The 14,115-nt window shown below is 64.1% G+C and carries 15 protein-coding genes and 1 tRNA gene; 15 read left to right on the top strand and 1 reads right to left on the bottom strand.

The window, feature by feature from the left end:
- Nucleotide 1: 1 nt before the first annotated feature.
- Genes miaA through ald form a run of 9 tightly spaced genes read left to right on the top strand, consistent with a single transcriptional unit; the run spans nt 2 to nt 8,687 of the window.
- Entirely contained in the window at nt 2–940 is a 939-nt protein-coding gene (gene miaA / locus EV698_RS06160) for a tRNA (adenosine(37)-N6)-dimethylallyltransferase MiaA (RefSeq protein ID WP_130503228.1), read from the top strand.
- A gap of 53 nt (nt 941–993) precedes the next feature.
- Complete coding sequence (hfq, locus tag EV698_RS06155) at nt 994–1,245, top strand: RNA chaperone Hfq (protein ID WP_130503227.1); 252 nt, start codon at nt 994–996, stop codon at nt 1,243–1,245.
- 34 nt (nt 1,246–1,279) lie between these two features.
- Nucleotides 1,280–2,596, top strand: a complete 1,317-nt coding sequence (hflX, locus tag EV698_RS06150; protein ID WP_130503226.1) for a ribosome rescue GTPase HflX — start codon at nt 1,280–1,282, stop codon at nt 2,594–2,596.
- Nucleotides 2,597–2,652: 56 nt separating this feature from the next.
- On the top strand, nt 2,653–3,900 hold the full coding sequence (hflK, locus tag EV698_RS06145; RefSeq protein ID WP_130503225.1) for an FtsH protease activity modulator HflK: 1,248 nt from the start codon (nt 2,653–2,655) through the stop codon (nt 3,898–3,900).
- A complete protein-coding gene (hflC, locus tag EV698_RS06140) occupies nt 3,900–4,781 on the top strand; it encodes a protease modulator HflC (RefSeq protein ID WP_130503224.1) in 882 nt (293 codons plus the stop codon). The genes hflK and hflC overlap by 1 nt, the downstream gene beginning before the upstream one ends.
- A gap of 14 nt (nt 4,782–4,795) precedes the next feature.
- Nucleotides 4,796–4,978 (top strand): DUF2065 domain-containing protein, encoded by a 183-nt coding sequence (locus EV698_RS06135; protein WP_130503223.1) that lies wholly within the window; start codon nt 4,796–4,798, stop codon nt 4,976–4,978.
- Nucleotides 4,979–4,989: 11 nt separating this feature from the next.
- Entirely contained in the window at nt 4,990–6,210 is a 1,221-nt protein-coding gene (locus EV698_RS06130) for an ATP phosphoribosyltransferase regulatory subunit (RefSeq protein WP_130503222.1), read from the top strand.
- Nucleotides 6,207–7,499: an adenylosuccinate synthase gene (locus EV698_RS06125; protein WP_130503221.1), complete on the top strand. Its 1,293-nt coding sequence runs from the start codon at nt 6,207–6,209 to the stop codon at nt 7,497–7,499. Before EV698_RS06130 ends, EV698_RS06125 begins: the two co-directional genes overlap by 4 nt.
- A 54-nt stretch (nt 7,500–7,553) precedes the next feature.
- On the top strand, nt 7,554–8,687 hold the full coding sequence (gene ald, locus EV698_RS06120; protein WP_130503220.1) for an alanine dehydrogenase: 1,134 nt from the start codon (nt 7,554–7,556) through the stop codon (nt 8,685–8,687).
- A 139-nt stretch (nt 8,688–8,826) separates the two neighbouring features.
- Here ald and EV698_RS06115 read toward each other — a convergent pair.
- Nucleotides 8,827–8,913: transfer RNA gene (locus EV698_RS06115), tRNA-Leu, on the bottom strand.
- A 118-nt stretch (nt 8,914–9,031) separates the two neighbouring features.
- Between EV698_RS06115 and rnr the strand changes: the two genes are divergently transcribed.
- From rnr to EV698_RS06085, 6 genes are all read left to right on the top strand, one after another.
- Nucleotides 9,032–11,362: a ribonuclease R gene (rnr, locus tag EV698_RS06110; RefSeq protein WP_130503219.1), complete on the top strand. Its 2,331-nt coding sequence runs from the start codon at nt 9,032–9,034 to the stop codon at nt 11,360–11,362.
- Complete coding sequence (rlmB, locus tag EV698_RS06105) at nt 11,359–12,108, top strand: 23S rRNA (guanosine(2251)-2'-O)-methyltransferase RlmB (RefSeq protein WP_130503218.1); 750 nt, start codon at nt 11,359–11,361, stop codon at nt 12,106–12,108. Before rnr ends, rlmB begins: the two co-directional genes overlap by 4 nt.
- Nucleotides 12,109–12,220: 112 nt before the next feature.
- Nucleotides 12,221–12,637, top strand: coding sequence for a 30S ribosomal protein S6 (gene rpsF, locus EV698_RS06100; protein WP_130503217.1), 417 nt, complete (start codon nt 12,221–12,223; stop codon nt 12,635–12,637).
- Nucleotides 12,638–12,645: 8 nt separating this feature from the next.
- Nucleotides 12,646–12,951, top strand: coding sequence for a primosomal replication protein N (gene priB / locus EV698_RS06095; RefSeq protein WP_239016216.1), 306 nt, complete (start codon nt 12,646–12,648; stop codon nt 12,949–12,951).
- Between the two features lie 12 nt (nt 12,952–12,963).
- A complete protein-coding gene (gene rpsR, locus EV698_RS06090) occupies nt 12,964–13,188 on the top strand; it encodes a 30S ribosomal protein S18 (protein WP_023365858.1) in 225 nt (74 codons plus the stop codon).
- A gap of 51 nt (nt 13,189–13,239) precedes the next feature.
- Nucleotides 13,240–14,082 (top strand): hypothetical protein, encoded by an 843-nt coding sequence (locus tag EV698_RS06085; protein WP_130503215.1) that lies wholly within the window; start codon nt 13,240–13,242, stop codon nt 14,080–14,082.
- Nucleotides 14,083–14,115 lie beyond the last annotated feature (33 nt).

Raw genomic sequence — 14,115 nt, 5'->3', positions numbered from 1 at the left:
GATGGAAGCCGCCAGCCTCCCCGTGGTCTGTCTGATGGGGCCGACCGCCGCCGGCAAGACGGACCTCGCGCTGTCATTGCATGAGCGCGGTGGTGTCGATCTGATCAGTGTCGACTCGGCGATGGTCTACCGCGGCCTGGATATCGGCACCGCCAAGCCGTCCCCTGCCGTGCAGGCGCGGGCGCCGCATGCGCTGATCGATATCCGTGATCCGGCGCAGGCCTATTCCGCCGCCGATTTCGTGGCCGATGCCCGGCCGCTTATCGAGGCCTCACGGCAGGCCGGCCGTATTCCGGTGCTGGTAGGCGGGACGATGCTGTATTTCCGTTCGCTGCTCTACGGATTATCGCGGCTGCCCGCCGCGGACGCCGGCATTCGGGCGCGGCTCGAGGCGGAGGCGGCTCGGCTCGGCTGGCCGGCGCTGCATGAGCGGCTGGCACAGGCCGATCCCGATACCGCGGCTCGATTGCATCGCAACGATGCCCAGCGTATTCAGCGGGCGCTCGAGGTCTACGAGCTGAGCGGGCAGCCCATCAGTCGGCTGCAGGCCGATGCCGGACAGGAACCGCTGTCCGGCCCGGTAGTCAGAGTAGGGGTGATGCCGGCGGAGCGCCGGATACTGCACGAGCGAATCGAGGCCCGGTTCGCGGCCATGCTGGCCGATGGTGTCATCGACGAGGTTGCGGGGCTCCGGGCGCGGGCCGACATACACCCTGATCTACCGTCGATGCGGGCGGTCGGCTACCGGCAGATATGGGGTTACCTGGACGGGCGGATAGCGCGCGACGAACTGCATTTCCGGGGCACCGTGGCGACCCGCCAGTTTGCGCGCCGGCAGGTCACCTGGTTGCGCCGGGAGGCGGATCTGGCGTGGCTCGATCCGCTGGAGAACAATCCCTGTGACCGGCTTAGTGATCTCATTAATCGCGTGGTAGCGTAGGGATTCAGACAGACAATAATAACCGCCGCGAACGAGCAAGGAGTCACGGCATCATGTCGAAAGGCCAATCACTGCAGGAACCCTTCCTCAATGCCCTGCGCAAGGAGAAAGTGCCGGTGTCCATTTATCTGGTCAACGGCATCAAGCTGCAGGGCCAGGTGGATTCCTTCGACCAGTTCGTGATCCTGCTCCGCAACTCGATCAGTCAGCTGGTGTACAAGCACGCCATTTCCACCATCGTTCCGTCGCGGAACGTGCGCGAGCTTCTGCAGGAGGAGCGAGATCCCGAAGCCGACGAGGACTGAGGCCACGCCGACGCTCGAGACCGCGCCGGCCCAGCTGTTCGATCGTCCCGATGGCGGTCAACGGGGGGTGCTGGTACAGGTCGACGACGGTGTCGTTGACGCCGAAGAGGCCCTGCGCGAGTTCGATGCACTGGCCCGCTCGGCGGGGGCGGACGTGGTGGCGACCCAGACCGGTCGCCGTCGCAGCCCCGATCCGCGCACGTATCTGGGTTCCGGCAAGGTCGACGAGCTGCGTGAGCTGATGCAGGCGCACGGCGCGGATCTGGTGCTCATCAACCACGCGCTGTCGCCGGTGCAGGAACGCAACCTCGAGCATGCACTGCAGTGCCGGGTGCTGGATCGTACCGGCCTGATACTCGATATCTTCGCCCAGCGGGCCCGTTCCCACGAGGGCAAGCTCCAGGTCGAGCTCGCCCAGCTGCGCCACCTCGCGAGTCGCCTGGTTCGGGGCTGGTCGCATCTGGAGCGCCAGAAAGGTGGCATCGGACTGCGCGGACCGGGTGAGACGCAGCTGGAGCTTGACCGGCGAATGCTGGGTACGCGGATTCGTCAGCTCGAAAAGGGGCTCGGTCGAGTGCGTCAGCAGCGTGATCAGGGGCGCAAGGCGAGGCGTCGGCGCGACCTGCCGGCAGTGTCGCTGGTGGGCTACACCAACGCCGGCAAATCGACGCTGTTCAACCGTGTCGCGGAATCCGGGGTCTATGTCGCGGATCAGCTCTTCGCCACCCTCGATACGACGTTGCGACGCATCGAGCTTGCCGGCGGCGAGGCGGCGGTGATCGCGGACACCGTGGGTTTCATTCGCGATTTGCCGCCCCAGCTGGTGGCCGCGTTCCGCTCGACGCTGGAGGAAGTGGTCGAGGCGGAGCTGCTGGTGCATGTCATCGATGCGGCCGATCCGGGGCGCGAAGACAATGCCCGTGAGGTCGAGTCCGTCCTCGAGGCGCTGGGGGCGGACGAGGTGCCGCAGCTGCGTGTCTACAACAAGATCGACGCCCGCGGGCTCTCGCCGCGAATCGATCGTGACGACGAAGGCCAACCCGTCGCGGTATGGCTGTCGGCGGCGAGCGGCGCCGGCATGGATCTGCTTTTGCAGGCGATTGCCGAGCGCGTCAGTGGCGAGCAGGCGCGGGGCGTCATCGAGCTCGGTCCGGCGGAGGGTCGGCTTCGGGCGCGGTTCTACGAACTTGGCGACGTCATCTCGGAACGGATTACCGATCGAGGCATGATTCGGTTGACGGTCGAGCTCCCGGCGCGGGAACTGGCAAAACTCTACCGACATGAGGGCCTCGACGCGGAACTCATCCCTCTCACCGATGCCAACTTGCCCGTGGGTGCAGTGGCTCATTAGACTTGCACGGTTGGCGTAGCAAAAAAGTGCGCCCCGATCATTACTGGAGAATATTCATGGCCTGGAACGAACCCGGCGGCAACAACCGCGACCCCTGGAGCAATGGCGGGGGCAATCGCGGCAATAATCAGGGGCCGCCCGATCTCGACGAGGCGATCCGCAAGGCCAAGCAGACGCTCGCGGGGCTGTTTGGCAACAAGGGCGGTGGTGGCCGCGGATCCGGCGGCAGTGATAGCGGCGGCGGTCCGAAAATGCCCGGTACCAAAGGCATCGGCATCATTGCCGGGCTGCTCGCCGCGGTCTGGATCTTGTCGGGCATCTACATCGTTGACGAGGGGACACGTGGCGTCGTGACCCGTTTCGGTGCTTACCAGACGACGGCGACGCCGGGACCCCACTGGCATTTCCCCTATCCGATCGAGTCGGTGCAGACAGTGGATGTCTCCAATCGCCGTCGAATCACGGTGGGTTACCAGGCTATTTCCGCGCAGAACACCCGGCCGGTGCTATCCGAAGCGCTCATGCTCACCGAGGATGAGAACATCGTGAACGTCAAGCTTGCGGTTCAGTACCAGGTCTCCGATGCGGCCGACTTCCTGTTCAACTTTGTTGAGCCGGAGGCCACTCTCAAGAGCGTGACGGAGAGCGCGCTGCGCGAAATCGTGGGCAAACGCAACATGGATTTCGTGATCACCGAGGGACGCAGCGAAGTGGCTCAGCAGACCCGCGAACTGGTCGTGGAGACACTCGATGCCTACAACACGGGGATCAACGTGGTCGAGGTGGTCATACAGGACGCGCAGCCGCCCGAGCAGGTCCAGGGCGCCTTCGAGGACGCCATCAAGGCACGCGAGGATCGCGAGCGGCTGATCAACCAGGCCGAGGCCTACCGTAACGAGGTCATTCCCCGGGCCCAGGGACAGGGTGCCCGTGTCCGTGAGGAGGCGCAGGGTTACATGGCCCGCATCGTCCAGAACGCCGAGGGTGACGCCAGCCGCTTCAGCCAGCAGCGTGTCGAGTATGCCAACGCGCCCCGCGTGACCCGCGATCGTCTCTACCTCGATACGATGGAGCGGGTGCTCGGTAACGCCAGCAAGGTGCTGATCGACAACGAATCGAGCCAGCAGCTCATGTATTTGCCGCTGGATAAAATGATGCGCTCAAGTGGTACGTCCACGAGCAATTCGGGCAACAGCAGCAGCTCGTCATCCATGAACAACGCCGTCTCGAGCAATAACAGCTCGAGCAGTTCACAGCGCAGCGGCTCATCGAGTAGTTCGCTGCGCATGCGGGAGACACGCTAATGAATCGCCGGACGACAATCGGAGCAGTAGTAGTCCTGCTGCTCGTCGTGGGACTCACGTTCGGGACGTTTACCGTCAAGGAAACCGAACGCGCCCTCAAGTTTCGGCTCGGTGAGGTCGTCAAAACCGACTTCACGCCGGGACTGTATTTCCAGATCCCGTTCGTGAACAACGTGCGCAAGGTCGACGCCCGGGTCCAGACGCTGGATGAGAGCCCGCAGCGGTTCCTGACCAGCGAGCAGAAGAACCTGATCGTCGATACGTTCGTGAAATGGCGCGTCGAGGATGTAGAAAAGTACTACGTCACGGTTCGGGCCAATCCGCGCCAGGCCAACCTGCGGCTCTCGGAAATCGTTCGTGACGGGCTGCGGGCCGAGTTCGGCAAGCGCACGGTGCAGGAAGTGATTTCCGGTGACCGGGCACTCATCATGGATCTGCTGACCGAGGCGGCGAGCAAGGCGGGGAACTCCCTCGGGGTGTCCGTGCTCGATGTTCGCCTGCAGCGGGTGGATCTGCCGGACGGCGTCAGCGAGTCGGTATTCAACCGAATGGTGGCGGCCCGTGAGCAGGTCGCCCGGCAGTTCCGGGCCGAGGGCCAGGAAGCCGCCGAGCGCATTCGCTCCGCAGCGGACCGGCGTCGCGAAGAAATCCTTGCCAAGGCCCGACGTGATGCCGAGGAGATGCGCGGTGAAGCGGATGCCAATGCGACACGGATCTATGCCGAGGCCTACGAGGCGGATGAAGAGTTCTACCGGTTCTACCGGAGCCTCCGGGCCTACGAGAACACCTTCAGTGACGATAGTGACATGCTTGTACTGTCACCCAACTCGGAGTTCTTCCGCTACTTCAACCAGCTTGATTCGCTCGACGTAACGCCCTGATCGGCTAATTCGGCATGCAGGATCTTCTCACGGCAGTCGCACTGCTCCTGATCATCGAGGGGATCCTGCCCTTCCTGAGTCCGCGCAATCTTCGCCGGGCGCTCTTCTCTATCGTTCAGCAAAATGATAAAAGCCTCCGGTTGACCGGCGTTGCAACAATGCTGGCCGGTACGCTCCTGCTTTACCTGGTTCGCTGAAGGACGATTCCATGACAGACAAACGGCCGGGCCAGCACAGCCCGTGGCTGCTGCCCGACGCGGTTGAAGAGCTGCTACCACCGGCGGCGGCGGCACTCGAGCGGCTGCGTCAGGCGAGTCTCGCCCGTTGCGCTCGCTGGGGCTACGAGCTGGTGATGCCACCGGTGATCGAATACCTCGAGGCCCTGCTCTCGGGGGTTGCGCATGACCTCGATCTGCAGACCTTCAAACTCACCGACCAGCTCAGTGGCCGGATGATGGGAGTCCGGGCGGATATCACGCCGCAGGCCGCGCGCATTGATGCCCACCAGCTCCGCCGCGAGGGGCCGGTCCGCCTTTGCTACAGCGGCACGGTATTGAGGACCCGGGCGGAAGGCGGGGAGGGATCCCGCAATCCCCTGCAGATGGGGGCGGAGCTCTACGGTCACGCGGGCATCGAGAGCGATGTCGAGGTGATCAGCCTGATGGCGGAGGTGCTGTCGGCGGCCGGGGTGGATCCGCTGCACGTCGACTTGGGGCATGTCGGGATTTTCCGTGGGCTCTGTAATGCGGCCGGCCTGGACAGCAACGCCGAGGCGCAGTTATGGGATGCCCTGCAACGCAAGGCAACCGCCGATATCGAGGCGCTGCTGACCGAGCTGGATGTCGCCGAGGATCACCATCGGCGGCTGGCTGCACTGGCGGGGCTGAGCGGTGGCACGGAGACCCTCGAGATCGCGCGTGAGGCGCTCGACGGCGCCGGTGAACCGGTGGAATCGGCGCTCGAGGCGCTCGCCCAAACGGCGCGGGCGCTGCAGGCCACGCGCCCGGATCTGACGTTGCATTTCGACCTCGGTGAGCTGCGTGGCTATCGGTATCACACCGGGATCGTGTTTGCGGCCTATACACCGGGGGTCTCGGGGGAGCTTGCCCGCGGGGGTCGTTATGACGACATCGGCGCCGTTTTCGGTCGCGGCCGGCCGGCAACCGGCTTCAGTGCCGATCTGAAGGCGTTGTTGCGGGCGACGGTACCGGCAGCGGATGATCCTGCCGGCGGGGTGGCTGTCGCTGCGCCCTGGTCAGACGATGCGACGTTGCGCACAAAGGTCAACGCCCTGCGCGACGCCGGCGAGACAGTGATCTGGACGCTACCGGGTCACGACGTCGCCGGTCCGGGATGTAACCGCCAGCTTGTTCGCGGCAACGACGGGAGCTGGCAGATTGAGTCGATGAATACAACGGGGAATCAATGACAAAAAGCGTGGTGGTAATCGGCTCCCAGTGGGGAGACGAGGGCAAGGGCAAGATCGTCGACCTGCTGACTGACCGGGTGTCGGCGGTGACCCGCTTCCAGGGGGGGCATAATGCCGGCCATACGCTCGTGATCGACGGCCGCAAGACAGTGCTCCACCTGATTCCGTCCGGCATTTTGCGCGAAGGGGTGGAGTGCCTGATCGGCAACGGTGTCGTGGTGTCCCCCGACGCGCTGCTCGAAGAGCTGCGTGCGCTGGAGGCCTCGGGCGTACCGGCGCGCGAGCGGCTGCGGATCAGTCCCGCCTGCCCGGTGATCCTGCCCTCGCATATCGCCCTCGATCAGGCCCGCGAGCGAGCCCGTGGCAAGGCCGCCATCGGCACCACCGGGCGCGGCATCGGTCCCGCCTACGAAGACAAGGTGGCGCGGCGCGGCATACGCATCGGCGATCTGTTCCAGCGCGAGCGGCTCGCCGCCAAGCTCGGCGAGCTGCTGGACTACCACAACTTCATTCTCAAGCAGTACTACGGTGAGCCGGGTCAGGATTTCCAGGCGATCCTGGAGCGCTGCCTTGCCGTGGCCGGCGAGCTCGAGCCGATGGTGGCCGATATAAGCCACCGGCTGCATCAGCATCGCACCAGCGGCGAGAATCTGCTCTTCGAAGGGGCCCAGGGGACGCTGCTCGATATCGATCAGGGCACCTATCCCTACGTCACTTCGTCCAATACCACGGCGGGTGCCGCCTCGACGGGCACCGGCGTCGGGCCGCTGGAGCTCGATTACGTGCTTGGTATTACCAAGGCGTATACCACGCGGGTAGGGGCCGGGCCGTTCCCCACCGAGCTATCGAACGATCTCGGCAGGCATCTCGCCGAGCGGGGCCACGAGTTCGGATCGACCACCGGCCGGCCGCGGCGCTGTGGCTGGTTCGATGCCGTCGCCATGCGCCGGGCGGCACAGATCAGCAGCATTTCCGGGCTCTGCATGACCAAGCTCGATGTGCTCGATGAACTGGACACGCTCAGGATCTGTACCGGGTATCGGTGTGGCTCGCAGCTGAGCGAGGTCCTGCCCGCGGGCGCGGAGGCGCTGGCGGAGTGTGAGCCGCAGTACGTGGAAATGCCCGGTTGGCAATCTTCAACACTGGGGATTCAGCGTTACGAGGATCTGCCTGATGCAGCCCGTGCCTACCTGGAGAAGATCGAGGAGCTGTGCGACGTGCCGGTGGACATCGTCTCGACGGGTGCCGATCGTGTGGATACCGTCATCAGGCGTCATCCCCTGGATTGAACACAGGGATGGTGCCGAGGACGTCAGATTATCCTCGTATTAAAAGAGACAATTATGAAAGTCGGCTTACCTAAAGAGATCAAGAGCCAGGAATATCGGGTCGGTCTGACACCAGAGGGCGTGAGTGAGCTCGTCAACCGAGGACATGAAGTCTTTGTGCAGACGCTCGCCGGCGCCGGCATCGACGCGACCGATGACGCCTACGAGCAGGCGGGTGCAAAGATTTTGCCGGACGCCGACAGCGTGTTCTCCCGGGCTCGCTTGATCGTCAAGGTCAAGGAGCCTCAGGCACAGGAGCGGGCTCGGCTAACCCCTGAGCATATCCTGTTTACTTACCTGCACCTGGCGCCTGATCAAGCTCAGACTCGTGATCTTATCGATTCAGGCGCGACCTGCATCGCTTACGAGACTATCACTGATGATCATGGCCGACTTCCGCTTCTCCGGCCGATGTCGCAGGTAGCGGGGCGACTTTCGGTTCAGGCTGGAGCGCAGTCGCTGGAGCATAAGCATGGTGGACGCGGACTCCTCCTCGGGGGCGTTCCGGGGGTTCCACCGGCGAAAATAGCTGTGCTTGGCGGAGGTGTTGTTGGTGAGAACGCAATCCTGATCGCGCTGGGAATGGGTGCTGAGGTTACCGTCCTGGACCGTAACCCGGATGTCCTGGAGCGCTTGTCGCAGCGCTTCGGTCCCATCCTGAAGACAGTATTTTCCACGCGAGACAGTCTGGAGAAGGTTGTCCTGGAGAGCGACCTGGTCATCGGGGCTGTCCTCGTCACCGGGGCGGGTGCACCCAAACTTGTCACCCGTGAGATGGTTTCAGGGATGAAGAAGGGGTCGGTGCTGGTCGATGTCGCGATCGACCAGGGAGGTTGCTTCGAGACCAGTGAACCAACCACGCATGCTGATCCAACCTTTAAGGTCGATGGCGTCGTTCATTACTGCGTTGCGAACATGCCCGGCGCCGTACCCAGGACCGCAACGCTCGCGCTGACCAACGCTACACTCCCGTACATCATTCGGCTTGCGGATGAGGGCTGGCGTGAGGCCTTGCGAGCGGATCCACTGCTACGGCAGGGCTTGAATGTGGCTGCCGGCCGGATTACATGTCGTCCCGTAGCGAGAAGCCAAGGCCTGGAGTGGTCAGATCCTCGCTCTATGCTGGGTAACCCGACCGCTAACGAATAGATTATTCCCGCTCGCCCCGGTAAGAGACTCGACCACAGCGGATTTTACAGACTGCACTCGAGAAAGCGCGTCGGTGTCGATCCAATAGGGGAGGAAGAAAGATATTCAAGCCACTAATTGCTAATGACTATTTGAAAAGTGGTGCCGAGGAGAGGACTTGAACCTCCACGGGGTCTCCCCCACTAGCACCTGAAGCTAGCGCGTCTACCGATTCCGCCACCTCGGCTTTGCTGCCCGGCCGGGGCCTGACAACGAGGCGGAGAATACCGCCGCCCCCCGGGTCTGTCAATGAAACCTGCCGTTTCGCATAGGCACCGCAATTCGCATGCCGTATCCTATCGGGTATGACAGAAAACAAGACTGAAACCGTTGACCCGTCCCGGGACCCGTTCCTTGGACGCGAGAAAGAAAAGTACGAATCCCCGGTGCCAAGCCGGGAGTACATCACCCAGCAGCTCGAGGCCCAGGCCCGGCCCCTGTCCCGCAAAGACCTGGCGGAGCTGTTCGAGCTGACCGACGAAGACGCCCTCGAGGGTCTGCGCCGCCGCCTCAAGGCGATGGAGCGTGATGGCCAGCTGGTTCGCAACCGGCGCAACGGCTACGTGGTCGTCGATAACGAGGAGCTCGTTCGCGGCCGCATCCGCTCGTCACCTGATGGCTCGGGGGTGGTGCATCCGGATCGTCCCGGTCCCAATGTCTACCTGGCACCGCGTGAGATGCACCGGCTGCTCAACCGTGACCGGGTCGTCGTCCGGCTGACCGGTGATGATGACGATGGCCGGCCCACCGGCGAGCTCGTCGAGATCATCGAGCACGCCAACCAGGAGATCGCCGGGCGCTATCACGAAGAAAGCGGCATCGGCTTCGTCATTCCCAACAACAAACGCCTGAATCAGGATCTGATTATCCCCGCCGCGGACGTCAATGGCGCCAACCACGGTGAGCTCGTGACCGCCGAGGTGGTCAAGCAGCCATCACAGCGGCGGCAGCCCATCGGTCGTATCGTCGAGGTGTTCGGCACGAGCATTGCGCCGGGGGACGAGGTGGCGGTGGCGGCACGGACCCATGGCATCCCCGTCGAGTGGCCGGACGAGGTCACCGACGCGGCCGCGCAATTCGGTGACGAGGTGCCGGAGGCCGCCAAGCAGGGGCGCAAGGATCTGCGCAAAACGCCGCTCGTCACCATTGATGGCGCGGATGCCCGCGATTTCGATGACGCCGTCTACTGCGAGCCCACCGCGAGTGGGTGGAAGCTGATCGTCGCAATCGCCGACGTGGCGGCCTACGTTACCTCCGGCTCGGCGCTCGATAACGAGGCCGCCGAGCGCGGCAATTCCTGCTACTTCCCGCGCAATGTCGTGCCCATGCTGCCGGAGAATCTCTCCAACGGCCTGTGCTCGCTCAATCCCGGCGTGGATCGGCTGTGCATGGTCTGCGAAATGCAGATCGACAAGGAAGGCAAGCTCAAGCGCTCGCAGTTCTACAACGGGGTCATGAACTCCGCCGCGCGCCTGACCTACGAGGATGTCGATGCCATCCACAACGAGCGCGATCCTTCGCTGCTGCGCGAGCACGAGGCTATCCTCAAGCATATCGAGGACCTGTACGCGGTTTTCGGTGCGATGCGCATCGACCGTCAGAAGCGCGGGGCCATCGATTTCAACACCAACGAGTCGGTGATCGAATTCGACAACGCCGGCCAGGTCGCGGATGTCCACCCCGCCGAGCGGACCAATGCCCATCGCCTGATCGAGGAGTGCATGGTCAAGGCCAACGTGGCCACCGCCCGGTTCCTTCGTCGGCACCGCATTCCGGCGCTCTACCGGGTCCATGAGCCGCCGGCGGAGCAGCGCCTGAAAAACCTGCGGGAGTTCCTCGCACAGACCGGGTTGACCCTGGGTGGCGGTGACGAGCCGACCACGAAGGACTTTGCCGCGTTGATGGAGACGGTGAAGGAGCGCCCGGACCGGCACTTCATCGAATCGATCATGCTGCGCTCGATGATGGCCGCCGAATATCGGCCGGATAACGCCGGGCACTTCGGCCTGGCGCTGGATGCCTACGCGCATTTCACATCGCCGATCCGCCGCTATCCCGATCTCATCGTCCATCGGGCGATCAAGCACGTCGTCTCGAAGCAGCCGGTCGAGGCATTCGAGTACACCGAGGATCAGCTGGTGACCGTCGGTGAGCACTGCTCGATGACCGACCGCCGCGCCGAAGAGGCGACGCGGGATGCGTTGATGACGCTCAAATGCCGGTTCATGGCGAATCGGCTGGGCGAGGAATTCAGCGGCGTGATCAGCGGCGTGACCTCGTTCGGCCTGTTCGTCGAGCTCGACGGGCTGTACGTGGACGGCCTGATCCACATTACCAATCTGGAGCAGGACTTCTTCCACTTCGATGCCATTGGTCATCGGCTGGTGGGGGAGCGCACGGGCAAGGAATACCGTTTGACGGATCGCATCCGGGTACGGCTCGCGCAGGTCAATGTCGACGATGGCAAGATTGACTTCGATCCGATCGCCCATCCGCTGGGCCCTGATGGCGAGGTGCTACCGCAGTCCGAGAGCCGGGGGCCAGCGAGCCGTGACGGCGACAAGGACAAGGGAAAGCGCAAGGGGCAGTCGCGCAACCGCAACGGTGAGTCGCGCAGTCGCCGCCGGCGTCGATGAGCCGGACGACGCTGATCGGCGGCCTGCACCCGGTGCAGGCCGCGCTGCGTTACGACCCGACACGCGTGCTCGAGGTCTGGGTGGATGCGCGACGGCGCGACAGCCGTCATCAAAAGCTGCGCCGACAGCTGGAATCCATCGACTGCCCGGTGCACGAATGCCAGGTCAGGCAGCTGGATGAAAAGCTCCCCGACTTCAACCACCAGGGCGTCGTGCTGGCGTGGCAGGGGCGGGCGCCGCTCGGTGATGACGATCTCGCAGACCATCTGGACGGGCTCGATCATCCACCCTTCGTCCTGGTGCTCGACCAGGTGCAGGATCCGCATAACCTCGGTGCCTGTCTTCGCAGTGCCGATGCGGCCGGTGTCGACGCGGTGATTACGCCGCGGGACCGCGCCTCCGGTCTGACACCGGTGGTCCATCGCGTCGCCGCCGGGGCGGCCGAGGCCATTCCGCTGTTCCAGGTCACGAATCTCGCCCGCTGCCTGCGCCAGTTGCGGGAGCGGGGGATCTGGCTGTTCGGGCTGGCGGAGGCGGGCGCTGCCGGCCTCCACGACGCGGACCTCACCGGTGCCGTCGGCGTGGTCATGGGTGCCGAGGGGGCCGGCCTGCGGCGTCTGACGCGGGAGGGGTGTGACGCATTACTGGCCATTCCGATGGCTGGGCGCGTCGAGAGCCTGAATGTCTCCGTGGCGACGGGTGTTGTCCTGTTCGAGGCGGTACGCCAGCGCAGCGCTTTAACCTGATCCGTTGCTCGAATATACTCATGGGTTAACCAGTTGTACTGGTTTCTCCTTGCTGCCCGTCAGAGCGGGTGGCTATTCCCGGTAAAATCCGGAACAACCGAAAGGAGCCACAATGCGGCACTATGAAATCGTCTTTCTGGTCCACCCCGACCAGAGTGACCAGGTACCTGCCATGATCGAGCGTTATCGCGGTCTGATCGAGGGCAACGGGGGCAGTATCCACCGGCTCGAGGACTGGGGGCGCCGGCAGCTCGCCTATCCGATCAACAAGCTCATCAAGGCCCACTACGTCCTCATGAACGTCGAGTGCGAGCCGAGCGATATCGAAGAGCTCGAGTCGATGTTCCGCTTCAACGACGCCGTTATCCGCAATATGGTGCTGGCGCGCAAAGAGGCGGTGACCGACCCGTCGCCCCTCGCCAAGGGACAGGAAGAAGACCGGGATCGGCCTGCCCGCCGCGAGCGGAGCGAGCCCGAATCGGAGCAGGGCACTAACGCCGAAGAGGCGGGTAGCGACGCCGAGACGTGAGCAATCGCGTGGAACTTACCGGTTGGCTCGTGGATGCGGCAGAGCTGCGTCACTCGCCGGCCGGAGTGCCGATCGCCCGGGGACTGATCGAGCACGAATCGCAACAGACCGAGGCGGGCGCCTCGCGGCCCATCCGATTTCGGGTGGGCGTCAGCGCAGCCGGGACGCCGTTGGCCGAACGGCTGACAGACCTGCCGGTTGGCGCCAGCATTCGAGTCAGCGGTTACATGCGTCGCTCACGCCAGCGGACCCCCGAGACCGACCCGATTATTATCAGTATCAGTCGCTTCGAGCGGCTGCAGACGACCGACTAGAGGAATAACGACATGGCCCGTTTCTTTCGCCGCCGCAAGTATTGCCGCTTCACCGCCGAGGGCGTGAAGGAGATCGATTACAAGGACCTGAATACGCTTCGCCAGTATGTCACGGAGACCGGCAAGATCGTCCCCAGCCGGATCACCGGTACCCGGGCGAAATACCAGCGTCAGCTGTCGACGGCGGTCAAGCGCGCCCGCTACCTTGCGCTGATGCCGTACACCGACAGCCACTGATCGCCCGACGCCGCGACACGACCGCCCATGCGTTCCATCCTGGAATTCGCCATGCGAAGCCGCCTCGGGGCGGTGGGGATGGTGGCGCTGGGTGCGTTGATGCCGCTGCTTTTCTGGTTAAGCGGTGGACTGCTCGCCCTGATTACGCTTCGGCGTGGCGTGGCGGAGAGCGGAATCGTGCTGGTTGGCGCCACGGCGCTCCTGCTACCCATTCATGCCGTTCTGCTGGGGACGCCGCTCGCGGTGTTGCAGCCGCTGGCACTGGTCTGGCTACCGGTCATGGGCATGGCCTGGATTCTCAGGACCACGCTGTCCCTCGCCCTGACCGTCCAGGTCGGCGCAATAGTGGCAGTCGCTGCAGTCGCGATCTTCCACGCGATCCACGGCGATCCGACGCTGTTCTGGACACAGACCCTCGAGGCGGTTTCCGATCGCCTCCTGGCCGCGCCACCCGGAGCCGGGTGGGACCAGGCCGTGGAACAACTCGCGCCACGCCTGACGGGGTTGTGGGCGACGAACGTCCTCGCGGTGGCGGTGCTCTGCCTCCTGCTCGGCCGCTTCTGGCAGGCGATGCTGTACAATCCGGGCGGTTTTCGCAGCGAATTCCACGAGTTGCGATTTGCGCTCTGGTTCGCGGCAGGTGCCGGCGCGGCGGTGATTGCCGGGATGATCGGCGGCCCGGGGCTGGTGGCGGACCTTGGCGTGATACTCGGGGCTGTATTCATTCTGCAGGCGGTTGCGATCGCGCATGCAGTGGTGGCACGGCGTGGCTGGCACAAAGGCTGGCTCGTCGGGTTCTACCTGGTTTTGCCGCTGTTGTTGCGGCCGGCTGTCCTGGTAGGGCTGGCCGATACATTCATGGATTTTCGAGCGCGACTGGCGCGCGGAACCTAACAATCAAACAGACTTGAAGTCGGGGATCTAAAA

Origin of the sequence: Spiribacter vilamensis, from assembly GCF_004217415.1 — a bacterium.
GTDB lineage: Bacteria > Pseudomonadota > Gammaproteobacteria > Nitrococcales > Nitrococcaceae > Spiribacter > Spiribacter vilamensis.
Note: the sequence above shows the minus strand (reverse complement) of the source record. Positions and strands in the feature narration are given on the sequence as shown.